We start from the raw sequence: 24047 nt of genomic DNA, 5'->3' as shown, positions 1-24047 counted from the left end.
CAACCTGCCGTCCCCGTTGTTTCCGCCGGGCCGCCTGACCGGCCGGCACCCACTGCGACCAGCGCGTTTCCCCTGCGTATGCTCCCGGAACACTGCCCCGCACGGTGTCCCGGGAGCGTCGCGGGAATCCGAGAAGTTGCGCATTCGGCTCCGTCGGGTCAATCTTTTCAGTGACCCAGAAGTGGCTAATGCTCACGCTTCGTATTCGGGGGTCGTTGCAACAACGAGGTGAAGTACGTGGGCCTCTGTGTGAGGAGCCTCGACCATGACGATTCCACACGGCCGTTACTACGTGGTGGAATTGCACGCCTCTCCGGAGCGCGTATCGCAGATACGGCGCATAGTCGCCGCACACCTTCGACACTGGAATCTCGACCCGCACGTCGACCCGGTCTGCTCGGGCATCGACGAACTGCTGACCAATGTCCACCGTCATGTCGGTGGGGACAACAAGTGCATGGTCGAACTCCGCTGGACCGGCCGGTATCTCACGGCCGCCGTCTCCGACAACGGTCCTGAGCTGCCCCGACTGCCGTCGGCCGGTGGCGGCGGACTCTCCCGCCTCGCCTCACTCAGCGACACCTGGGGTACCTGTGGCACGGTGGAGGGCAAGGTCGTCTGGTTCACCAGGAGCGTCGAGGCGCCGCAGAACGTCCTGCGGCTGCCCGAAGTCCCGGTGGGCGGGACCGACGCCGCGGCGAAGGAGCCGGTTCCGGCGTTGAGCCTGGTGCCGGTGTTCGTGCCGTCACTGGCCTCGGCCTGACGACGGCGCGTACCTCGCACCTCGTATCTCTTGGCGGGACATCGCGGGCCGGGCCCGGAGCCGTATCACCGGCCCGTCCGGCCCGCGCCCGGGTGGCGCGCAGACGCGCAGACGCGGAGACGCGAAGACAAGGAGTTTGAGATGGAGACCGACCAGGGCCCGTGGACAGCTCGCGGCCGATCGTCCGAGCGCGAGGGGCAGTTGCGTACGTGTCTGCCCGCGCGCCTGACGATCCGCGAAGGCGAGTCGGGAAGCGACGGCCAAGGACGGCAGGAGATGGTGGATCAGGACTGGAACGTGGTGCGCGGAGAGGACTGAGTCCGACGCTGTCACCCGCCGCCGGTCCGACGGCGAACGGCTGGACGCCCCGTCCAAGGGGGCGTCCAGCCGTGTCGCGTCAGGCGCTGCCGCGGTCAGGCGCTGTCGGGGAACTCACCCGCCAGCGCGGCGGCCATCCGCAGATGCGGTCCGGCGTCCGTGGCCCGCCCCTGCCGCTCCAGCGTGCGGCCCAGCATGAGGCGCGCGTACTGCTCGACGGGGTCACGCTCCAGTACGGCGAGCAGTTCCGTCTCCGCCTTCCGGAGCCGGGCGGAGTGGTAGTAGGCGCGGGCGAGCAGCAGCCGCGGGGCGACCTGCTCCGGGACCTCCGCCACGAGGCTTTCGAGGATGCGGGCCGCCGTGACGTACTCGTGCGCGTCGAAGAACTGCTGAGCGCGCGCCCAGCGCTCCGAGGCGGTTCCGAAGTCGTAGTACGAGCTGATGTCCACTGGGTCCTCCTGGTCCTTCCGGTCCGTCATCATCGGCGTTCACCGGTCCACAACAGCGGAAGGTGGCGGAACATTCCGATGGTTGAATGTTGGACAATCTGCTCGACCGTTATCGTGTGGATGCTGCCACGGGGTGCCGGTCGGGATTAGGTTGTGCGCCATGAGCAATCTTGATCGTGAGGCGACGCTCTCCGTCTGCGGCGGCCGTGGCTTCGTCGTCGCCGAGCCGGTGCGTGAACTTCTCAGCCCCCGTCATGTCAAGCTCGGCGAGTCCACCGAGGTGCGCCGGCTGCTGCCCAACCTCGGACGCCGCATGGTCGGCGCGTGGGCCTTCGTCGATCACTACGGCCCCGACGACATCGCCGACGAGCCGGGCATGCAGGTGCCGCCCCACCCGCACATGGGACTCCAGACGGTGAGCTGGCTCCATGACGGCGAGGTCCTGCACCGTGACAGCCTGGGCAGCCTCCAGACCGTACGCCCAAGGGAGTTGGGCCTCATGACCTCGGGCCGGGCGATCAGCCACTCCGAGGAGAGCCCCCGCCCGCACGCCCGGCTGCTGCACGGCGCCCAACTGTGGGTCGCGCTCCCCGACGCCCACCGCGACGTGGACCCGCACTTCCAGCACCACGCGGACCTCCCCGTCGTCACGGCTCCCGGCCTGTCGGCCACGGTCATCCTCGGCACCCTGGACGGCACCACCTCACCGGGCACGACGTACACCCCCATTGTCGGCGCCGACCTGACACTCACCCCGGGCACCGACGCGCGACTGCCGCTCGACCCCGACTTCGAGTACGCGGTACTGGCGATGTCGGGCGAGTCGGAGGTCGACGGCGTCCCCGTCCCGGCGGGCTCGATGCTCTACCTGGGCTGCGGCCGTACCGAACTCCCCATCCGCACGGACTCACCGGCCGGCCTGATGCTGCTGGGCGGCGAGCCGTTCGAGGAGGAGATCGTGATGTGGTGGAACTTCATCGGCCGTTCGCACGAGGAGATCGAGGCGGCCCGCAAGGACTGGATGGACAGCACCCGCTTCGGCGACGTAACGGGCTACGACGGCACCCGCCTCTCCGCCCCGGAGCTCCCCCCGGTGGCCTTGAAACCACGCGGCCGTGTGCGCTGACCTGGCCTGATTGGCAGGGGGCCGGGAATTTCGTGGTGTACGCCGCGACGGCCAGACCGTAAGCGGCGTTGCCGATGCCGAGATCCGCCTTGATCTGCGGAAAGCGCGGCAAAAGGTTCGCGAGCGTACGAACGTACACTCCTGTCGCCGCCCACCGGCCCCCGTCACCTACTGACCGAACACGCCACGCAGCGCCGAGAGCTTGCGCGGCAGGTCGTACTCCGCGCCTCCCTCGTGGCCGTTGTACGGGAACACCTCGATCTCGGCCGGACCGGCGTAGGCGTGGTAGGCCGCGAACACGGTCGAGGACGGGCAGATCCGGTCCATCAGCCCCACCGAGAACCACGCGGGCGCGGTGGCCCGCGCCGCGAAGTTGACCCCGTCGAAGTACGACAGGGTTTCCATCGCCTCCTCGACCCGGAAGCGGTGCCCGGACAGCCAGCGGGCGATCTCCGCGTAGGGTCCCGCGTCCGTGATCCGCGACCCGCGCCGGAAGTGGCACAGGAACGGCACATCGGCGACCGCTGCCGCCACGTCCCCGCGCAGCCCGGCCACCGCCAGGGCGAGACCGCCGCCCTGGCTGCCGCCGAGGACCGCGACCCGGGAAGGGTCCACGGCCGCGTGGGCCTTCACCGCGTCGACGGCCCGTACCGCGTCGGTGATGAGCCGCCGGTAGTAGTGCCGGCCGGGATCCTCGATGCCGCGGGTCAGGAATCCGGGGGAGGACGATCCGTGCCCGTCCGGGCCGAAGTCCGGGGTGTCCGAGGTGTTCTTGCCGCCGCCGCCCTGGCCCCGGTTGTCCATGACGAGGTGGGCGTAGCCGAGCGCGCTCCAGGTCAGCCAGGAGTACGGGATGCCACGGCCACCGTTGTAGCCGATGTACTGCACCACGGCCGGCAGCGGTCCCGAGCGGACGCGCGGCAGCATCAGCCAGGCTTTCACCTGCTGGCCGCCCCAGCCGCGGAACGTCACGTCGAACACGTCCACGGTCGCCAATCCGGCGTCGTACGGCACGAATGTGGCGTCCAGGCCGTGATGAGCCGTCTCGGTGAGCGTCTTCTCCCAGAAGGCGTCGAAGTCGGCCGGCTCCTCCGGCTGTGGCCGGTACTCACGCAGTTGCTCCAGAGGCATGTCGAACAGCAAGGGTCTAGCTCCTCTTCAGGGTGAGATTGAGCGTCGCGCCGTGCAGGTTCGCCGTGTCGGCGGTGATCCGCGTGCCCTGTCCCGTGGCGGTGACGCGGATGCCGGGGTCGGCCGTGACGACCGTCAGGCCGCGCCGGGCGAGGTCCACGACCACCGAGGACCGCAGTTGCGTCGGATCCGAGAGCGCCACGGTGACGGTCCGGCCCTCCGGCCGTACCAGCACCGAGGCGGGGCCGTCCGCGGCGAGCTCCCGGGACGCAGACGCGCCCGCGGTCCAGAAGTTCGCGGCGAGCAGACCGTCCGCGCGGCGGCGTACGGCGTGTACGGCCGTCGAGTCCGTGACGAGCTCCACCGGGGGCGCGGCCGCCCACTGCCTGGTGCGCCCGGCGGAGGCGGCCGGTGCCTGGAGCCAGAAGTAGCCCGCGCCGGCCGGAGCCGCGCCGTGGTCCTGCCACAGCGTCAGATACGGGCGGGTCACGGGGGTGTCCGTGCCGTACTTGAGGTTGATCTCCTGCCAGGTCGCGGTGCGTTCCTCACGCAGACCGCGCAGCGTGGCGGTCTGCGGGAAGACGTACCCGCCGGTCCCTTCGGCATGCAGCCACCGCACCCCGTCGAGCCGCGCCGACCAGCCGGCGTCGGTCGGGGCAACCTTTCCGTCGATGAGCAGCGTGGCGTGCGGGTCGCGCAGCTTGCGGTTCTCCACAACGGTTTCGACCGGCCCCGTGTCCGCCGTGATGCCGGAGCCGACGCAGGCGATCACATCGTCCAGACAGAACCAGCTCTTGAGGCCGTGCAGCGAACTCCCGTACGCCCGCAGCTCCATGCCGTACGCGCCGAGGGTCGTCCCCGGCAGTGCGGTGCCGCCCGCCCAGTCGGCCGTGCTCGTCGTGCGCTGCCCCGCCGCGTTCGCCGGCCTGCCCGCGACGACCGTGGTGCCGGGCAGCCTGGCGGGGTCGACGGTGGGCCAGTAGTCCTCGCTGTAGTGCCCGAGGTCGTCGGTGTACAGCAGCACCATGCCGTCGGAGAGATGCCAGCCGTGCAGATTCTCGTTCTGGATCGACTCGTAGTTGTAGATCCGGCTCGAGTACGCGGAGATGCCGAGCGCGAACGACGGCCTGTGGTGTGCCGCCTTGTCCATCCTCGGGTGCTGCTTGTGGGCGACCAGCGGGCCGCGCGCGGGGACGGGGGAGTCGAGGACGCGGCGGGCGGCGACCAGCGAGGCGAGGTCGGTGACGGCCAGGAAGTCCCGGTAGGTGTCCTCGGCGATCCACTGCTTGACCAGCGCGGTGAACCGGTCGGCCGTGTCGCCCGGGAAGCTCGGGATAAGCCGCACCACCGCCTCGATGACCGTCTGCGCCGAGGCGTGCCCCTGCTTGCTGGGACGCGCGATCTCACGGCCGCACACCGAGGCCATCACATCGCCACGGGCCAGCAGCGGGTCGAAACCGTCGTCGACCCAGCCGCGGACGTTGTCGAGCTCGGGGTCGGTGACCGCCCACCCGGTGCCCGCGAGCAGATTCAGCAGCCGGGAGAGGTTGTTGAGCAGTTCCTTGCCGTAACCGCCGTTGTACGGGTGCTTGTAGTGCTGGAGGAACGAGCCGTCCGAGTAGAAGCCCTCACCGGTGCCCGCCGAGCCGTCCGCGCGGTCGTTGAAGGCCAGGACACTGTTGGCACCTGAACCCTCCACGTCCGAAAGCGCGTCGCGCACCCGGGTGAGGGCGTCCCCGTCGGCCCGCAGGACGGCGTTGACCGCGACCACGGTGGAGATCCACACCCGGTTCGCCCCGGTCGCGATCTGCCGGTCCGCCCGCCACAGATTCGGATCGGGTGTGTAGTGCCGTACGGCCGTGGTGATCCGGGTCAGCCGCTCCGTGCCGAGCACGTCGTACAGCAGCACGGACGCGTCGTTGAGCGCGAGCGCCGACCCGATCTCCCAGTCCCAGTCGTTGTCGAAACGGGAGTGCTCGGGGCCGTAACGGTGTGTCAGCATCCAGTCGATACCCGCGAGCAGTTGATCCGCGAGGGCCGCGTCCCCGTACTGCGCGGTGCCGGGCACCGCCCACGCGGTGGCGATCGTGGCGAGCCGCTTGAACGACGTGGTGACGTGGTTGGAGAGCGTGACGCTGGTCAGGTCGGGGAACAGGCCGTCGGTACGGGACGGGTCCAGGCCCGTCGCGGCTGTGGTCGCGGCACGGCCGGTCCGGGCGACGGCCGCCGCGATCCGCTCGTCCGTCAGGTCGAGACCGGCGCCCCCGGTGAGCAGGGTGTGCCAGCGGGCGCGGAGTGCGGCCGGGTCCTCGGCGGTAGCGTGCCCGGCGGCCGCGTGGGCGGTCCCGGAGGTAAGGGCGAGGGGCAGGGTGACGGCCGCGCCGAGCGCGGCGGTTCCTGCCAGGACGGTGCGGCGGGTGGTGCCTCTGCCGGTGCCTGGGTTCATGTGTCGGGCCCTCACAGGAGGTGTCGGCGGTCGACGGCCGCGGCGAGCGCGGCGTGACCGGAAGGATTGGGGTGCAGGCCGTCGCCGCTGTCGAACGCGGGCAGCAGGCGCGACGGCTGTGCGGGATCGCGCAGCGCGCCGTCGAAGTCGGCGACCGCGTCGAACAGCCGGCCGGTGCGCACAGCGCGGTTGATCTGCTGCCGGACCGTGTCGAGCTCCGGCGTCCAGCGGGTCCACCCCTCGAACGGGGTGATGGTCGAGCCGACGGTTCGCAGCCCCGCGTTCCTGGCACGCAGTACCAGTTGGCGGTAGCCGGCCAGGACGCGAGCGGGGTCCGTCTGGGCGGGCGGCTGCTGAAGGTCGTTGATACCGAGATGGACGAGCACGGTGCGCAGCCCCGGCAGCGAGAGGACGTCGCGGTCGAACCGGGCCTGCCCGCCGGGCCCGAACCGGGCGTCGTCCAGCAGGAGCCGGTTGCCGCTGATGCCCAGGTTGGCGACAGCCGATCCGGGGAGCCGCCGGGCCAGTTGGTCCGGCCAGCGCAGGTCCGTGTCGTCGGGCGTGCCGACGCCCTCCGCGATGGAGTCGCCGAGCACGGCGAGAACCGGGCCGTGGGCGCCGGTCACCTCGACGCCGGTCAGCAGGAACACCGAGGTGGTGCGCACCCCGTCGACGGTGTGCGAGGCATGCGTGTTGCGATGGAAGGACAAGGGACCGGTGGGGCCGGGCAGTTGGGTCTCCACCGTCAGCCGCGACGCCGCCGGAACACGTGGCCCGTCGACCGGATCACTGGTCAGGGAAGCGCCCGCGGCCAGCCACGCCTGCCGCCTCCCGCCGAACGTCACCGCACGCCCGCCGGCCGTCACCGGACCGATCAGGACCGGTACGGCTCCGAAGGCGTTCGCGTACCGCAGACGTACCTGCCCACCGGCCGACAGTCGCAGGACAGCCGTGAACACACCGTCGGTGAGGCCGCGGGCCGCCACGGCGTCGGTCTCGGTCGGCGCGGTCTGTGCCGTCGCCCAGGACGTGGCCCAGCGCGCCCCGCCGGCCCCGCCGCTGCCGCTGTCACTGCTTCGGGCCGTCGGCGCGGCCTGGGCTTCGGGTGCGGCGACCGCCACCGCGGCCACTCCCGCGGCCGCCGCCGTCAGTACCCCGCGTCTCGCGGGCCCCCGGCCGGTCACTGCGGGCACGGCCCGGTCGGCGCGTACTGGCCGCCGTAGGTGCCGACCGCGTTGCCGCCGGTGTTGCCGCTCATGGTGTTGGTGCACACGGGGCCCTGCGGGGTGCGCATGAACTTGATGCCACCGCTCGCGTTGCCGGTGATCGTGTTGCCGTACACACTCGTGTCGATGCCGTCGGTCGCGGTGTCACCACCGAGCCGGACACCGGCGCCGACGTTGTCGTACACGGTGTTGTAGCGGAAGATGTTGCCGCTGCCGCGTGCGTCGAGACCGCCGGAGGAGGCGTCCTTCTGGCCGGTGCAGTCGTTGTACTCGACGTAGTTGTTGGTCGAGTTCTCCTTCACGTCGACGCACTCGTTGCCCTGGGTGTCGATGGTGTTGTGGTGGATGCGGTTGTTCCTGCTGATGTCCGGCGCGGCGTCCGGGGCGCCGTTCGCGCCCTGCTGCTCGGGTGCTGTCCCGAGGTAGATGCCTTCGCCGTTCTTGCCGCCGCCGCCGAACTTGAAGTCGGCGACCCCGCAGTTGGTGACGGTGTTGTTGTCCACCTCCGCGCCGGTGACCAGATAGCGCAGCCGCACGCATTCGTCGGCGGCGTTCTTGAGCGTCATTCCGGTGATGCGCAGGGCACCCACCCCGTTTCCGGGAGTCGTGCTCATGACATATATCAGCTTCAGGCGATAGCCCGCCACGTCGGTGGACGAGCCGTGCAACCCGTCCACCGTGAAGCCGCTCAGCGTCGTGGAGTCGTGCTGCACCTGGATGATCCGGGCGCCGCCCGCCCCTTTCACCACGGCGTTCGACGGGCCCGTGACCGTGACGCCGGGGCGCCTGGTCACCGCGTCCTGCCGGTAGGTGCCGGCCGCCAGGTTCACCACCGCGCCCGTGGGGGCGAGGTCGAGGGCCTTCTGGATCGTGGCGAGCGGCGCCCCCGCCGACGTACCCGCGTTGGCGTCGCTGCCGGACGGTGAGACGTAGTACGCCGTCGCCGCCTCGGCGGCGACGGAAGGCGCCGGCAGAAGAAGCGCGGTGCCCGCGGCGAGCGCGGCGGCCAAAGTGGTGCGCAGTGCGTGGCTCATGAGGTGTGCCTCCTGGGATCGGCGAAGGACAGAGCGAGCAGTACGGGGATGCTGGGGCCCAGCAGCAGCGGCCCCAGCGGTACGACGAGGGAGAGCAGCACGGCGGAGACCACCGCGCCGAGCAGTGCGGTGCCCCGGGCCGGGGACCCGAAGCCGAGCGCCAGCGCCCCGGCCGACCAGGTGCGGACCGAGCCCCGCGGTGTCCGGCCGGCCTCGGCGGCGAGTGCGATGTGATGGATGACGAGCGCGGCGGCGATGCCCACCTGCGCGGCGAGCACGACGAAGGTCCACGGCTCCGAACGGGACAGCAGATACACGATGTTCGCGACGAGGACGACCGCCGCCGCCGTCGACACCAGCCCGTGCCGCCACAGTGCGCGCCAGTACCGGGGGAACGCGGCGAACGCGTTGACGAACACGCGGTTGTCCCCTTCCGTACGCCACCGTTGCAGCGCGTGCGCCATCGCCGCGAGCGCGGGCAGCCAGGTCACGACACCCAGCGACAGCACGGCGCACGCGGCCCCGGCGACGGCCGGGTAGGCGATGAACTCCAGCCGCCGAAGCAGCGTCGGCCAGCCGGACGACAGAGTTGCCCGCATGATTCAGCCGACCTTTCCCGTGTACGGCTCCGCCACGTCGAGGAGCACGTGCCCGTCCAACTCCAGCCGCGTGCACCGCACCACGTACGGCGCGGCGCCGGCGCGGATCAGCACGGCGGCGGCGTCGGCGCTCACCCCGGATGTACGGATCCGCCGGGTGACGGGGGACAGCAGGACACGCTCCCCGGCCTCCGCGAACGTGACGCCGTGCCCGTCCAGGCACGCGATCTGCCGTCCGGAAGGTGCCTCCTCGGGCGTGATGGCGGTGAGGAAGAGACCGTTCGACGACCGCGGGGCGCTCGAACGCAGCGTGTGGAGCGTCCGCGTGAGACGCAGGTCCGGCGTACTGGACGTCGGATTGGCCTCGACCTCGGTGACCTCGCAGGTGACTGAGGCGTCGTGAGGTGCGAACCGCTGTACGAGGGCGGTGGCCGCTCCCGACCTGATCAGCCGGCCGCCGTCCGGCCGCGGCTGAGTCGGGCGGTCGGTCTGGAGCAGGAATGTCCACTCCCGCTCCGCCTCCGCCTCGGCCAGGTCGAGCAGCACCAGCCGCCCCGACGGCGTGAACACCAGGGTCCGGTCCAGCCGCCGGACGCCCAGCGACGGGTCGTACATCGCGGCGATCTCCGCCGTGGCGTGCGCCCAGCCGATCTCGGTGTCCACCAGCACATCGCGCTGTCTGGCCTGCCGCTCGTACGGAATGTCCTGGTATACGTGGTAACGGTCCTCGTCCGCGTACCCCTGGCCGTCCACCAGCAGCAGATTGTGGTGCGCCGCCCGCTTGCGGTTGCTGTAACCCTCGTCCACGGCGAGGAACGCGCCCTGCGAGATCAGCACGAAGGACCCCGAATCCGGGTGGTGGTGCCCCTGGTTCAGGGTCTCCCAGCCCAGCTCGGCCCGGTGCCCGGCCGAGGTCTCCCACGCGGTGTGACCGCCACCCGGACTCGCCTTGAACGACACCAGCGTGGCGTCGTCGTCCCACCCCGTGCGGGCCGCGAGCAGCCCGAGATCAGGGAAGTACGCACGGGTCTCGGTGGGCCGGGCAGCCGGTACGGACGGGTCGTACCACAGATACTCCAGATAGGCCTCCGGCAGGATTCCCGGCCGCACCCCGCTCTCCGCCGCCTCCTGCCGCAGCAGTTCGCCCGACGCCAGATCGCCCATCCACTGGGCCTCCGCGATGCCGTACTGGGCGGCGAGCCGGTAGTACAGCCCCGCGCTGTGGCCGCTGCGCCGGTCGTGGCAGTCCCCGTGGTCGACGTTGAACGCGAAACCGGGCGCCGTCTGGTGGAGCCGGTAGCGGAAGGTGTTGGCGAGGAAGCCGCCGCGCTCCCACCAGTCGATGCCCTCCGCCTCCTTCAACAGATCCAGATGGATCGCCAGGAACGGCACTCCGTAGCGCCAGTACACGACGCCTTCGGCATGGGAACCGTCGGCCGGCAGGAGGTCCAGTACCGTGCCCAGGTTGTTCCTGGCGCGCTCCGTCCACTCCTCCTCGCCCAGGACGTAACCGGCGGTCGCCAGGCCCGCATAGCAGATCCAGTTGTGGTTCTGCCAGTACGACGACGACCACCAGCGGCCCTCGCTCGCCACCGCGAACTCGTACATCCGGCGGCCCTGGAGCGACAGCTTTTCCCGCAGCAACGCCCGTACCCCGTCCGGCAGTTCGTCACCGACCCACCGCAGGGCGAGCGACAGATGATGCAGCAGCCAGCCCGCGTCCAGGTCGTGGTCCGGCATATGGGCCCGGCCCCAGTGCGGCAGCCGCACCGCCGCCTCGATCCAGCGCCGGCTCTCGTCCAGATGCGCGCGGTCGCCGGTGACGCGGTACGCCAGAGCCGGGTTGGAGGCGGCGGGGCCCAGCCAGGTGATGCTGGCCGGCGGGTGCGTCCGGGGCGGGGTGAGGTCGCGGTGGCGCGCGGCCTCCTCCCGCAGCCGGACCTCCCGCGCGGGGCGCGGGCCCGGCGGCGGCGTGGCGGAGAGCAGCACGGCTCAGCCCTCCGTCCGGAAGCGCGCGGTGGAGCCGTCCGTCAGAGTCACCGTCAGCTCCTCACCGTCGAGCCGTACGTCGCTCACCGCGGGGCCCGCGGAGGCCGCCTGGTACACCGAGGCGAAGGTGACCCGCTCCGCCTCGCAGGTGAAGTCGACCCGGGAGCGCGCGCGCTGCGGATCGTCGGCGGGACCGGGGCCGGGCCGGGTCACCGGACGCACCGGTATCCCGGGGGTGTGGGTGTGCCAGCCGTGCAGAGTCTCCTCGCCGTACCAGGTGGTGCGTACGGGGCCGGTGGCCTGCAACTGGATGTCCAGCGCCGTTCCCGGGCGCAGTTGGGCCGTGATCCGGCGCGCTTCCCGGCCGGTCACCGTCACCGTCAGCAGATCCACCAGGTAGCAGTCGCCGAGTGCCACCCGCCGTACCGCGCGCACCCCTTCGTACGCGGTGGTGACCTCGGCGGTGACCGAGGCGGCGTCCGAATCCAGCAGTGTGCCCGCGCACTCCGCCTGCTCCGCGCCGTCCACCCGGAACGCCGGATGGGCCTCGGTGGACGTGTACAGATCACGGAACTCGGCGTGCGCGTAGGGCACTTGGCCGGGGTCCGGCTGCCATGGGGTCGTGGCCCCGTACAGATACAGCGACAGTTTGTCGCGGTGCCCGTGCGAACCGCCGTGCGGGCCGAAGTCCAGCAGCGCGTGAATGCCCTCCGCGCGCACCACGGCGTAACCCGTCGACCGGAAGACGGTGAGTCGGCCGGGTGCCGCCCGGCGGGGGAGCGGCGGTCCCGCGAACCAGCCGCCGAGCTGCCGGTCCAGCCCGTCGTCGTGCTCGCCGAGCTCGGTCCGGGCCCGTACCGCCACCGCTTCCAGTGCCTCGGAAGGCACCAACTGCTGGGCGAGCGCGATCAGTTCGAGCCATTCCAGAGCCAGCGGGCGGCGCAGATACGGTCCGTCGTGCAGCGCGGGAAGAATGCCGCCGTCCGTCGAGATCGCCGCCAGGACATCCGTCATCGAGGCCAGCGCACCCACCACGTCGGACGGGATCACCGCCGGGTCGGTGGAACGCAGTGCCAGCAGGGCCGCCCGGAGTACGAACCCGTGGTAGTAGGTACTGCCCTCCCACTCCCAGCCGTCCTCGGCGACCGCCACCCGCAGATGGGCGTACAGACCGTCGTCGCCCTCCAGCCACCTCTCGGTACCGTCCCACTCCCGGCCGCGCACCGCGGCGGCGGCCCGGCTCGTGGCCACGCCTGCCGCGTTCAGCCACGCGGTGTAGTTGGACGCGAGCTGCCCCTGGCCGGTCAGCACGGAGCGGGCGTCGAGCGCGGCCCGCTCAAGTTCGTCGAGCAGCGGCAGGACCGCCACCAGGTCCCCCGTGCCCGTCCCGGCGAGGGTGCTCACCGTATGCCCGATGTTGACGGCCCAGATGGCGTCGGTCAGCGCCTGGTGGAAGAGCCGGCCGCGCAGCATCCAGGTCTGCGCCTCGCCGTGCCGCTCGGTGGCGAGGTCGGCGTACACCGCGGAGTACTCGACGAGCCGTGCCACCACCTCGGTGCGCTCGCCCTGATGCGCGAGCACCCGCAGATGCCGCGCCCATGCCTGGTGCGACAGCACCAGCCAGGCGCCGCGCACCGTTTCCGTGTCCACCCGGCAGCCGAGCGCGCAGCGCGCACCGTCCTCGGGGAAGACTCCGCCGAGGAGATCGCCGTGGTCGAGTTCCACCCCGTGCGCCGGGCAGACGTACGCGTGCCACCAGCCGCCCCGCTGCCGGGCGATCCGCCTCAACGCGGCCACACGCCACCGTCGATGTCCACCGTGGTGGCGGTCAGGAAGCCCGAGGCGGGCGAGGCCAGATGGACGACCGTGTGGGCGACGTCCTGCGGTGTGCCGGCCCGGCCGACCGGGATGCCCGCCTCCATCGCCTGCTGGGCCTGGGGCGCGGTGAACGTGTCGTGGAAGGCGGTGCCCTTGATGAAGCCGGGTGCCACCGAGTTGACCGTGACTCCCGTACCCGCGAGTTCCTTTGCCAGGCCCTTGGTGAAGCCGAGGATGCCGGCCTTGGCGGCCGCGTAGGCGACCGAGCCGGGGCCGCCGCCGTTGTGCGCGGCGAGCGACGACATGGTGATGACGCGCCCGGCCGAGGACCGCGTCAGATGCGGCAGGGCGGCTCTCACCGTGCGGAACGTCGAGGTCAGATTGACGGAGACGACCTGGTCGAAGTGGTCGTCCGACATGGCCGCGATCTTTTCGCGGCCGATCAGATGACCCGCGTTGCAGACGAGGACGTCCAGACCGCCGAGGAATCCGGTGGCCTCCTCGACCAGTGCGTCCACCTCGTCGCTCACGGTCGCGTCGGCCTTGAACGCTTTGGCCCTGCGCCCCAGCGCCTCGATTTCGGAGACCGTCTTCGCGGCCTCGTCGGCGGAGGAGTGGTAGTGGACGGCGACATCGGCGCCGGCCTCCGCCAGGGCGACGGCGATGGCGCGGCCGATTCCGTGGCCCGCTCCCGTCACCAGTGCGCGGGAGCCGTTGAGATCAGCAGACATGGGTGAAGCCCTTTCGGTTACCGGCCCATGAGGGGCCGGAACCGGTCACTTGAGACCGGCGGTTGCGAAGCCCTGAACGAAGTAGCGCTGGCCGATGAGGAAGAGGACGACCATGGGAAGGGTGGCGAGTGTGGTGCCGGCCATCAGGAAGTGCCACTGGGGGCCGTTCTCCGTCTTGAAGACGGAGAGCCCGACCTGGATCACCCGCATGCTGTCCGTACGGGTCACCAGGAGCGGCCAGAGGAAGTTGTTCCACGAGGACTCGAAGGTCAGCAGCGCGACGGTGATGAACGCGGGCTTGACCTGCGGGCTCATGATCCGGGTGTAGATACGGAACTCGCCGAGCCCGTCGAGCCGGGCCGCCTCTTCCAGCTCCGTCGGCAGATCCAGGAAGAACTGCCGGAAGAGGAAGACCGCGAACGGGGTGACGGCGCCCGGGATGATGAGCGCCCACCAACTGTCCAGCCAGCCGCTGCCGCCCTGGCCGAGGATGTCGTTCCCGCCGGCCAGCGGCATGAAGCGGACGATCAGGAACTCGGGCAGCACCTTGGTGTACGTGGGGATCATGAGGGCCGCGATGAAGAGATAGAAGATCATCTCGCTGCCGCGGAACCTGATGCGCGCGAGCGCGTACCCCGCCATCGACGCGATCAGCACATTGAGCACGGTGTGGCTGATCGCGATGACGAGACTGTTCCGGGCGTACGTGGCGAAGGGCGCCGCCTTCAGCGCGTCGGCGTAGTTCCCGAACTGCCAGTGTTCCGGGAGCAGTCCGGCGTCCTGCGACGCGATCTCCACGGGCGTCTTGAGCGAGGTGAGCACCATCCAGACGAACGGCACCATCATCAGCAGCGAGACCAGGGACAGCGTCACGTACAGCGCGATCCGGCCGGCGGAGACCCGTTTGCCCTTGGTCACGGCCACCGGAGCCGGAGCCGGGGCAGGCTTCCGCAGTTCAGTTGTTGTGGCCACGGCTGCCTCCCATGATCCGCTTGTTGACCAGGGTGAAGCCCATCAGCAGCACGAAGAGCACGAGTGACTGTGCGCTGGCGTAGCCGACCCGGAACTCCCGGAAGGCGGACTTGTAGATCTCGTACGTCATCATCGTGGTGCTGTTGGCGGGGCCGCCGTCGGTCAGGATGTAGATCTGGTCGAAGGACTGGAAGGCGCTGATCATCGAGGTGATGAGCACGAAGAACGTCGCGGGCTTCAGCAGCGGCAGGGTGATCGAGAAGAACTGCCGGACCTTGGAAGCGCCGTCCACGGACGCCGCCTCGTACAACTCCTTCGGCAGGGACTGGAGCGCGGCGAGATAGATGAGCATCTTCATGCCGATGCCCTGCCAGACGCCCACCAGGATCACCGAGGGCATCGCCCACGTCGTCGAGGAGAGCCAGGCGGGTCCTTCGATGCCGAGGAACGACAGCAGGGCGTTGAGCAGCCCGTTGCCGGGGTTGTAGATCCACAGCCAGACCAGGGCGATCGCGACGGTCGCGGTGACCTGGGGCAGGAAAACCGCGGTACGGAAGATGCCGCGTGCCTTGAGACCGGTGTGCAGAGCCAGTGCCACCAGCAGGCCCAGCGCCATACCGACGGGCACCGTGAAGAAGGTGTAGACGAGCGTGTTGCCGATGGACTTGACGAAGACCGCGTCGTCCAGCATGTCCCGGAAGTTGCCCAGACCCACGAACTCCGGGGCCGTCAGTACGTCGTACTTCGTGAAGGCCAGGACCACCGAGACCACGACCGGGAGACCGATCCACAGCGACGCGTGCAGCAGCGCGGGCGCCACCATGAGCATGCCCGCCCGGCGCCGACGGCGTCCCGGACCTGTGGGGACCCGGCCCGTGCGCTTCTTCCTCGGTGCCTCGGGAGGGGAAGGCGGCCGCGGGGGCCGTGCCTTCACTACGGATGTCGCTGACACAGTGTCGGGTCCTTACATCCGGCCGATGGCGGCCTCGGCGAGCCGGCCGAGCTCCGCGATGGCATCCTTCGCGGACTGACCGCCCACGATGGCGGGTTCCAGCGTCGGCTTGATCTTTTCCCGGATCTCCATCCACGCCGCGGTCCCGCCCTCCGAGACGGCGTGTTCCAGGTTCTGCAGGGAGAGATCGACGAACTGGTTCTCCTTGACGTATCCGGACTCGTTGAGATCCCGGAGACCGGGTACCGAGCCGCGCTGCTTCGCCGCACCGAGGATCGAGTCGGGTGACGCCAGGTACTCGACGAGCGCACGGGCCGCGGCCGGGTGCTTGGAACGCGCGGACTGGGTGACGAGCGTGCCGCCCTGGAGCATCGCCGGCCTGCGGTTGGCCAGGACGAACGCACCGAGTTTGTCGCCCTCGATCAGCTCCGGGTTCTGCTGCTTGGTCTGCACCCACAGGGCGCTCGTCGACATCATCATCGACGCCCTGCCCGTCTGTACGTTGGAGGGGGCACCGGGGTCCGTCTTCTTCGCGTAGTCGGACGAGCCGTCCTTGATCAGGTCCTTGAAGAATTGCAGCGCCTCGACGCCACTCGCCTCGGTGAACAGCACCTCCTTGCCGTCGTCGCTGAACAGCCGGCCGCCGTTGGCGAAGAGGAAGGTCTCCCAGCACTGGCGCAGTTCGATGGAGAACGGGTCGAAGCCGATACGGCCGTTCTTCGTTAGCTGCTTCGCGACGGCGCGCAGCTCCGGCCAGTTGGCCGGGGTCTTCTTGATCCCGGCCTCCGCGAAGTGGTCCTTGCGGTACACGACGATGCGGGTGTCCAGGATGACGGGCAGCGCGTAGAGCTTGCCGTCGTAGCGCGACGGTTCCAGGACCCGCTTCTCGTAGTCGTGCGCGGTGGCGAGCGACTCCGGCAGCTCGGCGATCGCCTTCTTCGCGGCGAACGGGGGGATCCAGCCGACGCCCATCATGAGCACGTCGGGCAGCAGCCCGCCCGCGAGAGCGGTGGTGATCTTCTCGTTGAGCAGTTGGTACGTGGTGTAGTCCACGTTCACCTTGACGTCCGGGTACTTCTTCCGGAACCCGCCCAATATCTCCTGCTCAAGCAGGGTCTTGCCGTTCGCACCTTCGTAGATCGGGGTGAGCAGCGTGATCTCGCCCTCGGCGGGGCCGTCGGCCGAATCGGCGGCCGTGGAGCCGCCGCCACAGCCGGAGAGAGCGGCGGCGGCGGTACCCGCGCCGATGGCGGCGAGCACAGATCGTCTGTTGAGTTCCATGGGACACCCCTTTTGAGGTGGAGTCAGTGGATCGATCCAGCGATGACTTCCCGGACATGGCTGAGAAGCACTGGTAAATCGATGCACTGATGCTAGGAACGCGTTCAGAGTGACGTCAACAGGTGATGCGCAAGAATTTTTCGGGGATGTTAACTGGTGTACCGGTGGAGCCTGTTCAGTAAATCGGTACACTAGGCTCGGCAGTACGTTCCGAACCGGAGGTGGCATGAGCGGGGTAACGATCCATCAGGTCGCGGAGGTGGCAGGAGTCTCCGCGAGCACGGTCTCCAACGTTCTCAACGGACGTACGGACCGCATGCAGGCGGCCACCCTGGCTCGTGTGGAGCAGGCGATAAAGCAGCTCAGGTACCAGCCCAACCGGGCGGCACGCATGCTGCGCACCGGCCGCATCAAGGTCATCGGCCTGATCGTGCCCTCCGTCGCCAACCCCTTCTGGGGCGCGCTCGCGAGAGAGCTGGAGGCCATCGCGCTGGCCGACGGCTACCACGTACTGCTGTGCAACAGTGAGCGCGATCCCGCCCGCGAGCTCAAGTACGGGGAGGAACTGCTCGCCGACGGGGTCAGCGGGGTGGTCCTGTGCTCCTCCCTGCCCTCGCTCGACCATGTCGCCCCGCTGCTCAGCCGGGGTCTGAAGATGGTCGCCTTCGACCGCACCGCGCAGGCGGGCGATCCGGCGTCGCTGTCCAGCATCAGTGTGGACAACGCGATGGGCGCCGAGCTCGCCACACGCCATCTGATCGAACTGGGCCACCGAAGACTGGCGTTCGTCTCCGGTTCGGTCAACAGCGTCAACCGCCGCGAGCGGCTTCGCGGCTTCCGGGCCGCGCTCGAATCGGCGGGCATCGACCCGGCCGACGCGATCGTGTGGCCCGGCGCGGACACCACCGAGTTCGGGGACAAGGACGCGGCGGAGCTGGGCCGTAACGCGTCCCGGGACCTGCTGTCGCGACCGTCTCCGCCCACCGGCTTCGTCGCGATCAACGACATGTGCGCGATCGGCATCTGCCGTGGCGCCAAGGACGCCGGGCTCCGCGCCGGGCGGGACGTCTCGGTGGTCGGGTTCGACGACATCCTGCTCGCCGATCTCTTCGAACCTCCGCTGACCACGGTCCGCCAGCCGCTTCCGGAGATGGCGGCCGAGACCTTCCAGCAGTTGCGGGCCCGGATCGAATCGGCCCCGGCCGCCGGACGGTCGCTGCTGATCAGGCCCCGGCTGGTGATACGGGAATCGACGGCACCGGCGCCGGTCACCGCACCGGCGCCATCCACTGTTCCGGCGCCGTCCCCCGCTCCCGCACTCGCCGCGGCGGGCGCCGAAAACGCCGAGGCCGGATAGCGGCGACGTCGAACCGCCCCGCCCCGCCAGGTCGCGCGACCGGACGGGGCGGGAGCGGAAGGCCGTCAACCGGAACATCCTCAACTCCTACGTGTGGAAGCCGGCTCCGGCCACGGCGGGCGTGATCGCTCCGCTGGAGGGGGCAGCGCCGAACGGTGTTCGTGTGTGGGAGCCGTCCCGCGAGCCCGGGTGCCACGCGCTGCGCCACTTCGACGTATCCGATCCGAGGAGCTGACGGCCGTCGACGCTGCGGCGGGCCGGGTGTTCAGCGGACGATGCTTACCGCTGTGACGACCAGAACGGCGGCGCTGATGGAGTGCGGCGTTGACTGACTCGACCTCGCGATCGAGCGGGCCCGCGGGGACCACATCGCCTTTCTCGACAGTGACGACATCTGGCTTCCGCGCTGAAGGCGAAGCTGTCGGTGTAGCCGACCGCGTGGGCGACCGAAGTGATGGTCGCTCCGGGTTCGCGCAGGAGGTCGGCGGCGAGAGTCATCCGCCAGGTGGTCAGGTAGGTCATCGGTGGGTCGCCGAGCAGATGGGTGAAGCGTCGGGCGAGGGCCGCGCGGGAGACTCCGGCCCCTGAGGCCAGGGTGGCCACGGTCCAAGGGAAGGCCGGCCGGGGTGCGGCCGGCGGACAGCAGCCCGGCGCTCTCGTGGAAACGCAGGGTGGTGGCCGGGACGCCGCAGCGTCCGGCAAGTTGGGAGATCCGCATCGTGCTCACGCCCCGACGCTGAACCTTCCACCCGACTCGAAGGTCAAGCGTCCCGGCCGACGACAGCCCCGGTCCGGAGTCGTGGCTGCTCCCCGCGTGGCAGGAGTGGGGCAGGTGCGGGGCATATGCGGAACGGGGTGGGGATTGGTCGCTCAGAGGACTTCGACTTGATTTCAATCGCCGATTGACCGGATAGCTCTTTTTCATTCCGCAGGCCGATTCGATGTGACAGCTTTTCCGGGGGACCGGGCGGCGAAAATATCGTGGGGGGCGTACTGGGGAGCACGAGGGCTCACGGCAGTATGAAGAATGCCTCACCTGCCGGTCGATACGGAGTTCCGACCGGCGTAGGCGGGGCAGTGGATGTGATGCCGACAGGCGACCGACCACCACAAGGAGGACGTGCATGATCAATGTCCAAGTCGTACACAGGGTGGGACTGTTCCGTTCGGCTCTCGTGGCGTTGCTGCGCTGCGAGGAGACGCTCGATGTGTCGGCCTCTGCCCGACGGCTGTGCCGCCAGGGGGCACGCGGTTCGTCGCCGCACGTATGGGTGGCCGATATCGACTGTCTCGATGACCCGGCGCGCACGGGGCGGTCCGTACCCGGCAACGGGCAGGGCGGTAAGGGGGCGTTATTGGTGCTGACCTCGGCGAGAAAGCCGGGAGCGCTCCTCAAGGCATTCGAGGCGGGGGCACTGGGATATGTCAACAAGGACGGTGACCCAAGCCGGCTGATCGAAGGAATTCACCAGGTCGCGCGTGGCGAGCAATTCGTGGACGATTCGTTGGCCTGTGATTTCCTCAGAGCGACGAAAATCCCCCTTACCCCGCGGGAGTTGAGCGCGCTGACGCTCGCGGCGCAGGGGCTGCCGATCGGCGAGATCGCGCACTCGCTGAGTCTGTCGAGCGGGACGATACGCAATTATCTGGCCTCCGCCATGCGCAAGGTCGGCGCGCGCAACCGCATGGACGCCATCCGTATCTCCCAGGACGCCGGGTGGCTGTAGCGGTGCTCGTGACCGACGCTCCGGCCGGGGGCGCTCAGCCGCCGGCCGCCCGAGGTGTCCGCTGCCAGTGGCCGACCAGGTCGCGGTAGAGCGGGGAGTTCGTCAGCAGTTCGTCGTGGGTGCCGAACCGTGGTGTGGTGCCGTCCAGCACGAGCGTCCGGTCCGCCCGGCGCGCGGACGACAGCCGGTGGGCCACGACGATCAGCGCGCCGGCTCGGGCGCGGGTCCCGGCGGTGAGGGCGCGCTCGGCGAAAGCACGTTCGGCGTGTGCCTCCGTGACCGGGTCCAGATGGCAGGTGGCCTCGTCGAGCACGACGAGCGGCGCGGGGGAGAGATACGCGCGGCACAGCGCCAGCAACTGACGCTCACCGTGGGACAGCCTGCCGGGGTCGAGTACGGCGTCCGGGCCCCCCAGCCGGCGGAGGAGGGGCGCCGCGCCCAACACCTCGACCGCGTGGGCCAGTTCGGCGCTCGTCGCGTCGGGCCGCAGATGCAGGAGATTGTCGCGGACGCTGCCGGTGAAGACATACGCCTGCTGTGGGATCAGTACGCGGCGCTCCGCCAGCTCATGGGCCGCCCTGCCGGTCATCGGTTCCCCGGCCAGCAGCACCGTGCCGAGGTCGGGCGTGACGAGTCCGGAGATGACGCCCGCGAGGGTCGACTTGCCGATGCCGCTCGGGCCGACGACGGCCAGGTGTTCGCCGCGCAGGACGGTGAGGTGGAGGTGTTCCAGCACGGGCGGTGAGCCGGGGCCGTAGGCGTGGGTGACGGCGCGGACCTCGACCGCCGGCGCGTGGTGGTCGCGAGGAGTGCGTACGGCACCGGCCCCGATCCCTGCGTCGGCGCGCCGGGGTGTGGGCACCGGCGGTCCGGGAGCGGCCGTGGCGTCCTGGAAGCGGTCGACCACCACCAGCAGCCGTGTCCCCGCCGCTCCGAGCGCGGTCATCATGCTGTGCAGCGCGGGCAGCAGCGCCTGGAGGAGATAGGTGAGCGCACCGGCCAGCGCACCGGTCGTCATCCCCTGCCGCAGAAGCCATGGAGTGGTGACGAGCAGCAGAAGCACGGGGAGTTGGCCGGCGATGCCGAGCGCCACCGTACGTACCGCCGCCCAGCGCGCCAGTACCCGCGAGGTCCGCTCGGCGCGGTCGAAGAGCCGATCGGTGTCCGCCACGGCGTCCGCCTGCGCGCCGCAGGCCACGAGGTCGCGATGGCCGGCCGAGACGGCGCCCACCCCCTCCGCCACGGCCTCGTCGGCGTCCAGGAAGCGGCGCTGGGCGGAGGCCATCGGGAGCAGCGTGGCAAGGAAGAGCGCGATGCCCAGGACGAGCGGGGGTACGACCACGAGGAGCAGTTCGGGGGCGAGGGCCAGCAGGCCGACGAGCGCGCCGACGGCGTTGAAGACGAACGCCCGCACGGTGAGGACGAGCCCGGCGAAGCTGTCGCGGACGATCTCGGTCTGGTGGGTGAGCCGTGAGACGGCGCCGGCGTCCGAGCGGTCGTCGGTGCGGGCCGGGTCGGTGACCGCCCGGCGCAACGCCTGCCGGACCGCGCGCCGTACGAGAGCGTCCCGCAACGGCTCGGTCAGTTCGGCGAGTTGGGTGAATACGCCGCGTACGGGAGGTCCGGCACCCAGGATCGCCAGGGCACCGACCGCGAGCCAGCCGAGACCGGTGCCGGTCTGCCCGGCGAGGAAACCGCGGTCGAGGGCCTGGGCGAGGCAGTACCCGCCGAGGAAGGTCTGCGCGGACTCCAGCAACGACCATCCGCCGAGCCGTACGAGGACCCGTTTCCTGCTCCCCAGGAACCGCCGGGCGGCCGGCAGGTTCCGGCCCAGCATGCCCCGGCCGGGTCGCGTCCCGTCGGCCGGTGCCTTCGGGGCGGCCCTCATCGGTCGGCCCCCTCGACAGCGGGCGTGGGTGAGTGTCCGCGGTCGAGGACCGCCGTCGGGGGCGACGCGGGTTCCGTGGGGGCGAACAGCGCGCGGTAGCCGGCGGAGCGCCACAGCTCCTCGTGCGGGCCGGTCGCCCGTACCCGGCCGTCCTCCAGCCAGACCACCAGGTCGCAACGGGCCGCCGAGGAGAGGCGGTGGGCGACGATCAGCCGGGTGCCGTGGCGGACGTCCCCGGCGAGGGCGCGTGCCACCTGGTGTTCCGTGACGGTGTCCAGGCTGGACGTCGCGTCGTCCAGCACCAGCAGCCGCCCGGCACGGGCGAACGCCCGTGCCAGGCCCAGGCGTTGGAGCTCACCCCCGGAGAGCGGCGCGGCGCCCGGCGGGGTCGCGTAGCCCTGCGGGAGCAGCCGTACGAACGCGTCCGCGCTTGCCGCGCGTGCCGCCGCCCGGACCCGTTCGTCGGTCCGTGCCTGTTCGTCGGTCCGTGCCTGCTTGTCGGTCCGTGCCTGCTTGTCGGTCCGAATCTGTTCCTCGGTCCGCGTCCGTTCGTCCGTCCGGGGCCGTTCGTCGGGCCCGGTCCGCTCCCGTGCCGTCGGCGTGCGGCCGGCCAGTGCTTCGCCGAGCGTGGCGCCGAACAGGACCGGGCGTTCGAAGGCGTAACCGACCTCTCGGCGCAGTTCGTCGTGCGGTACGGCGCCGAGCGGGACGCCGTCCAGCAGTACGGTGCCCTCGTCCGGCTCGGTGAGCCGCCCCGCGACCGCCGCCAGTGTGGACTTGCCCGCGCCCGAGCGGCCGACCACCGCCACCGACGTGCCGCCGGGGATCGTCAGGTCCACCGCGTCGAGGACGGTCCGGCCGTCGCGCGTCACGGCCACCCCGCGCAGCTCCAGCGTGCCGCGCCCCTCGGGCGGCAGGCTCCGCGTTCCGTACGTCATGGCGGGCAGGGCCATCAACTCGGCCGTCCTGCGGCCCGCCGCGCGGCTGCGGATGAGCGAGCCGAGCAGGCCCGCCGCCGTACCGACCCCGGCGGCGAGCGCCGCGTAACGTGCGACGGCCAGCAGATCGCCGACGCTCATGTGCCCCGAGGCGAGCCGCATGCCGCCGACCGCCAGGACCGCGGTCGTCAGCAACGGCATCAGCACACCGCTGCGGGCGACGGCGGCGCCGTGGATCCGCCACATCCGGCTGCCCTGCGCGGCCAGTTCGGGCAGCGGGGCCAGGATCCGGTCACGGTCGCGGGCCTCGGTGCCGGCGGCGGCGATCGTCCGTGCCCCGGCCAGCGCCTCCACCAGGCGCGTCGCGATGTCGGCCTGGACCCGCTGATAGGTCGCGACGCTGTCGGAGGAACCGCGGGCGAAGGCGCGCAGCACCAGCATCAGAAGCGGCAGCCCCGCCAGGAAGGTGAGCGCGGTCCACGGGTCGATCAGGAAGAGCGCGACGACCGCTCCCACCGGCGCGAGCAGCGAGGCGCCGAGCGTCGCGGCGGAGACGGGCGCGGTACTCGCCTCGGTGGCGTTCGCGGTGAGCCGCACGGCCACGTCGCCGGGCGGGAAGCGGGAGGCGTGGCCGGGCCAGGCGGAGAGCAGGCGGCGGGTGCCCCTGGTGCGGAGCCAGGCGGCCGAACGGGCGCTGGTGGTGCCGCCGAACAGGGCCACCAGCGCGTCCAGCAGTACCTCGGCGACGATGACGGCCGCGCAGGCGAGCAGCCAGGGGTCCGCCTCCGGGCTCCGGTCGAGCAGGAGGTCGAGGGTGCGGCCGAGGACGGCGGGAAGCGCGAGGGACGCGGCCGCGGACGCGGCGGAGCAGAGGAAGACTGCCGTGGTGCGGCCCGCGCTGTGCCGTGCGGCGCCCAGCAGGAGACCGGCGGCTGTCGCGTCACGGCTCTCGGGAGCGGACGGCGTCTTCAAGAAGAGGGTCCCCCTCGGTTCGGGCGGCGGCGGTCGGTGCGGCGGGTGCGGGTGCGGGTGCGGCGACGGCGCGTTGCGATGACGTACGCCCGCGAGCGCCGTACGGGCTGGGGAGCCCGTCCGGCGCTCGCGGCACCAGGTCGTCGGCCGGCCGACGACCGGAGGTGTCGTCAGTGACAGGTGGTGACGCTCAGGCTGCTGTCACCGCAGAGCAGCAGGCTTGCCCGGCTGCCGGTGGCGACGTCGCCCGTGGCCTCTTCCTTCGGGGTCTCCATCGACTGCAGGTCAAGAAGGTTCATGACGGTGCCTCTCTTTTATGGGGACGGTGTG

General features: G+C 70.8%; 20 protein-coding genes and 2 pseudogenes. 5 read left to right on the top strand and 17 right to left on the bottom strand.

Going from position 1 to position 24047, the window contains the following annotated elements; genetic code table 11:
- The first annotated feature begins 265 nt into the window (after nt 1-265).
- Together OG329_RS03725 and OG329_RS03720 are read left to right on the top strand one after the other, a co-directional pair.
- A complete protein-coding gene (locus OG329_RS03725; protein WP_405792761.1) occupies nt 266-763 on the top strand; it encodes an ATP-binding protein in 498 nt (165 codons plus the stop codon).
- Between the two features lie 141 nt (nt 764-904).
- Nucleotides 905-1081, top strand: a complete 177-nt coding sequence (locus OG329_RS03720; protein WP_405792759.1) for a hypothetical protein — start codon at nt 905-907, stop codon at nt 1079-1081.
- Between the two features lie 95 nt (nt 1082-1176).
- Here the strand turns inward: OG329_RS03720 and OG329_RS03715 are convergent, their stop codons facing one another.
- Nucleotides 1177-1530 carry a tetratricopeptide repeat protein gene (locus OG329_RS03715; RefSeq protein WP_405792758.1) on the bottom strand — a complete coding sequence of 118 codons (354 nt, stop codon included), beginning with the start codon at nt 1528-1530 and terminating at the stop codon, nt 1177-1179.
- Nucleotides 1531-1690: 160 nt separating this feature from the next.
- On the opposite strand from OG329_RS03715, the gene OG329_RS03710 reads away from it, so the two are divergent.
- On the top strand, nt 1691-2656 hold the full coding sequence (locus OG329_RS03710) for a pirin family protein (RefSeq protein ID WP_405792756.1): 966 nt from the start codon (nt 1691-1693) through the stop codon (nt 2654-2656).
- Nucleotides 2657-2824: 168 nt separating this feature from the next.
- Here the strand turns inward: OG329_RS03710 and OG329_RS03705 are convergent, their stop codons facing one another.
- The 11 genes from OG329_RS03705 to OG329_RS03655 all read right to left on the bottom strand — a co-directional run bounded on the left by OG329_RS03705 (nt 2825) and on the right by OG329_RS03655 (nt 16835).
- Nucleotides 2825-3799 carry an acetylxylan esterase gene (locus OG329_RS03705; RefSeq protein ID WP_405792754.1) on the bottom strand — a complete coding sequence of 325 codons (975 nt, stop codon included), beginning with the start codon at nt 3797-3799 and terminating at the stop codon, nt 2825-2827.
- Between the two features lie 4 nt (nt 3800-3803).
- Nucleotides 3804-6233 carry a polysaccharide lyase 8 family protein gene (locus tag OG329_RS03700; RefSeq protein ID WP_405792753.1) on the bottom strand — a complete coding sequence of 810 codons (2430 nt, stop codon included), beginning with the start codon at nt 6231-6233 and terminating at the stop codon, nt 3804-3806.
- Between the two features lie 11 nt (nt 6234-6244).
- A complete protein-coding gene (locus tag OG329_RS03695; RefSeq protein WP_405801628.1) occupies nt 6245-7417 on the bottom strand; it encodes an SGNH/GDSL hydrolase family protein in 1173 nt (390 codons plus the stop codon).
- Entirely contained in the window at nt 7414-8493 is a 1080-nt protein-coding gene (locus OG329_RS03690) for a DUF1565 domain-containing protein (RefSeq protein ID WP_405792751.1), read from the bottom strand. Before OG329_RS03690 ends, OG329_RS03695 begins: the two co-directional genes overlap by 4 nt.
- Nucleotides 8490-9092, bottom strand: coding sequence for a DUF624 domain-containing protein (locus tag OG329_RS03685; RefSeq protein WP_405792749.1), 603 nt, complete (start codon nt 9090-9092; stop codon nt 8490-8492). Before OG329_RS03685 ends, OG329_RS03690 begins: the two co-directional genes overlap by 4 nt.
- 3 nt (nt 9093-9095) lie before the next feature.
- Complete coding sequence (locus OG329_RS03680) at nt 9096-11081, bottom strand: hypothetical protein (protein WP_405792747.1); 1986 nt, start codon at nt 11079-11081, stop codon at nt 9096-9098.
- 3 nt (nt 11082-11084) lie between these two features.
- Nucleotides 11085-12878: a heparinase II/III family protein gene (locus OG329_RS03675; RefSeq protein ID WP_405792745.1), complete on the bottom strand. Its 1794-nt coding sequence runs from the start codon at nt 12876-12878 to the stop codon at nt 11085-11087.
- On the bottom strand, nt 12866-13630 hold the full coding sequence (locus tag OG329_RS03670; protein WP_405792743.1) for an SDR family NAD(P)-dependent oxidoreductase: 765 nt from the start codon (nt 13628-13630) through the stop codon (nt 12866-12868). Before OG329_RS03670 ends, OG329_RS03675 begins: the two co-directional genes overlap by 13 nt.
- A gap of 45 nt (nt 13631-13675) precedes the next feature.
- Nucleotides 13676-14602 carry a carbohydrate ABC transporter permease gene (locus OG329_RS03665; protein ID WP_405792742.1) on the bottom strand — a complete coding sequence of 309 codons (927 nt, stop codon included), beginning with the start codon at nt 14600-14602 and terminating at the stop codon, nt 13676-13678.
- Nucleotides 14586-15431, bottom strand: coding sequence for a carbohydrate ABC transporter permease (locus tag OG329_RS03660; protein ID WP_405792740.1), 846 nt, complete (start codon nt 15429-15431; stop codon nt 14586-14588). Before OG329_RS03660 ends, OG329_RS03665 begins: the two co-directional genes overlap by 17 nt.
- A 135-nt stretch (nt 15432-15566) precedes the next feature.
- Entirely contained in the window at nt 15567-16835 is a 1269-nt protein-coding gene (locus OG329_RS03655; protein WP_405792739.1) for an ABC transporter substrate-binding protein, read from the bottom strand.
- 226 nt (nt 16836-17061) lie between these two features.
- Here OG329_RS03655 and OG329_RS03650 point away from each other — a divergent pair, with 226 nt between their 5' ends.
- Nucleotides 17062-18192 (top strand): LacI family DNA-binding transcriptional regulator, encoded by a 1131-nt coding sequence (locus tag OG329_RS03650; RefSeq protein WP_405792738.1) that lies wholly within the window; start codon nt 17062-17064, stop codon nt 18190-18192.
- Between the two features lie 279 nt (nt 18193-18471).
- Here the strand turns inward: OG329_RS03650 and OG329_RS03645 are convergent.
- Nucleotides 18472-18813, bottom strand: a pseudogene (locus OG329_RS03645) (helix-turn-helix transcriptional regulator); the annotation flags it as partial.
- A 46-nt stretch (nt 18814-18859) separates the two neighbouring features.
- Nucleotides 18860-18910 (bottom strand): annotated as a pseudogene (locus tag OG329_RS03640) (hypothetical protein); the annotation flags it as partial.
- Nucleotides 18911-19316: 406 nt separating this feature from the next.
- On the opposite strand from OG329_RS03640, the gene OG329_RS03635 reads away from it, so the two are divergent.
- Entirely contained in the window at nt 19317-19919 is a 603-nt protein-coding gene (locus tag OG329_RS03635; protein ID WP_405792736.1) for a DNA-binding response regulator, read from the top strand.
- Between the two features lie 34 nt (nt 19920-19953).
- Here the strand turns inward: OG329_RS03635 and OG329_RS03630 are convergent, their stop codons facing one another.
- The 3 genes from OG329_RS03630 to OG329_RS03620 all read right to left on the bottom strand — a co-directional run bounded on the left by OG329_RS03630 (nt 19954) and on the right by OG329_RS03620 (nt 24016).
- Nucleotides 19954-21807 (bottom strand): ATP-binding cassette domain-containing protein, encoded by a 1854-nt coding sequence (locus OG329_RS03630; RefSeq protein WP_405792735.1) that lies wholly within the window; start codon nt 21805-21807, stop codon nt 19954-19956.
- Complete coding sequence (locus OG329_RS03625; protein WP_405792733.1) at nt 21804-23717, bottom strand: ABC transporter ATP-binding protein; 1914 nt, start codon at nt 23715-23717, stop codon at nt 21804-21806. Before OG329_RS03625 ends, OG329_RS03630 begins: the two co-directional genes overlap by 4 nt.
- Before the next feature lie 170 nt (nt 23718-23887).
- A complete protein-coding gene (locus OG329_RS03620) occupies nt 23888-24016 on the bottom strand; it encodes a SapB/AmfS family lanthipeptide (RefSeq protein ID WP_405792731.1) in 129 nt (42 codons plus the stop codon).
- Nucleotides 24017-24047 lie beyond the last annotated feature (31 nt).

The sequence above is a fragment of the Streptomyces sp. NBC_01506 genome (assembly GCF_045040295.1).
Classification (GTDB): Bacteria; Actinomycetota; Actinomycetes; order Streptomycetales; family Streptomycetaceae; genus Streptomyces.
Note: the sequence above shows the minus strand (reverse complement) of the source record. Positions and strands in the feature narration are given on the sequence as shown.

Excerpts from the sequence above, each read along its gene's own strand:
- OG329_RS03725 (WP_405792761.1), top strand. The coding sequence starts at position 266 with ATGACGATTCCACACGGCCGTTACTACGTGGTGGAATTGCACGCCTCT.
- OG329_RS03720 (WP_405792759.1), top strand. The coding sequence starts at position 905 with ATGGAGACCGACCAGGGCCCGTGGACAGCTCGCGGCCGATCGTCCGAG.
- OG329_RS03710 (WP_405792756.1), top strand. The coding sequence starts at position 1,691 with ATGAGCAATCTTGATCGTGAGGCGACGCTCTCCGTCTGCGGCGGCCGT.
- OG329_RS03700 (WP_405792753.1), bottom strand. The coding sequence starts at position 6,233 with ATGAACCCAGGCACCGGCAGAGGCACCACCCGCCGCACCGTCCTGGCA.
- OG329_RS03690 (WP_405792751.1), bottom strand. The coding sequence starts at position 8,493 with ATGAGCCACGCACTGCGCACCACTTTGGCCGCCGCGCTCGCCGCGGGC.
- OG329_RS03685 (WP_405792749.1), bottom strand. The coding sequence starts at position 9,092 with ATGCGGGCAACTCTGTCGTCCGGCTGGCCGACGCTGCTTCGGCGGCTG.
- OG329_RS03670 (WP_405792743.1), bottom strand. The coding sequence starts at position 13,630 with ATGTCTGCTGATCTCAACGGCTCCCGCGCACTGGTGACGGGAGCGGGC.
- OG329_RS03660 (WP_405792740.1), bottom strand. The coding sequence starts at position 15,431 with ATGCTCATGGTGGCGCCCGCGCTGCTGCACGCGTCGCTGTGGATCGGT.
- OG329_RS03655 (WP_405792739.1), bottom strand. The coding sequence starts at position 16,835 with ATGGAACTCAACAGACGATCTGTGCTCGCCGCCATCGGCGCGGGTACC.
- OG329_RS03650 (WP_405792738.1), top strand. The coding sequence starts at position 17,062 with ATGAGCGGGGTAACGATCCATCAGGTCGCGGAGGTGGCAGGAGTCTCC.
- OG329_RS03635 (WP_405792736.1), top strand. The coding sequence starts at position 19,317 with ATGATCAATGTCCAAGTCGTACACAGGGTGGGACTGTTCCGTTCGGCT.
- OG329_RS03630 (WP_405792735.1), bottom strand. The coding sequence starts at position 21,807 with ATGAGGGCCGCCCCGAAGGCACCGGCCGACGGGACGCGACCCGGCCGG.
- OG329_RS03620 (WP_405792731.1), bottom strand. The coding sequence starts at position 24,016 with ATGAACCTTCTTGACCTGCAGTCGATGGAGACCCCGAAGGAAGAGGCC.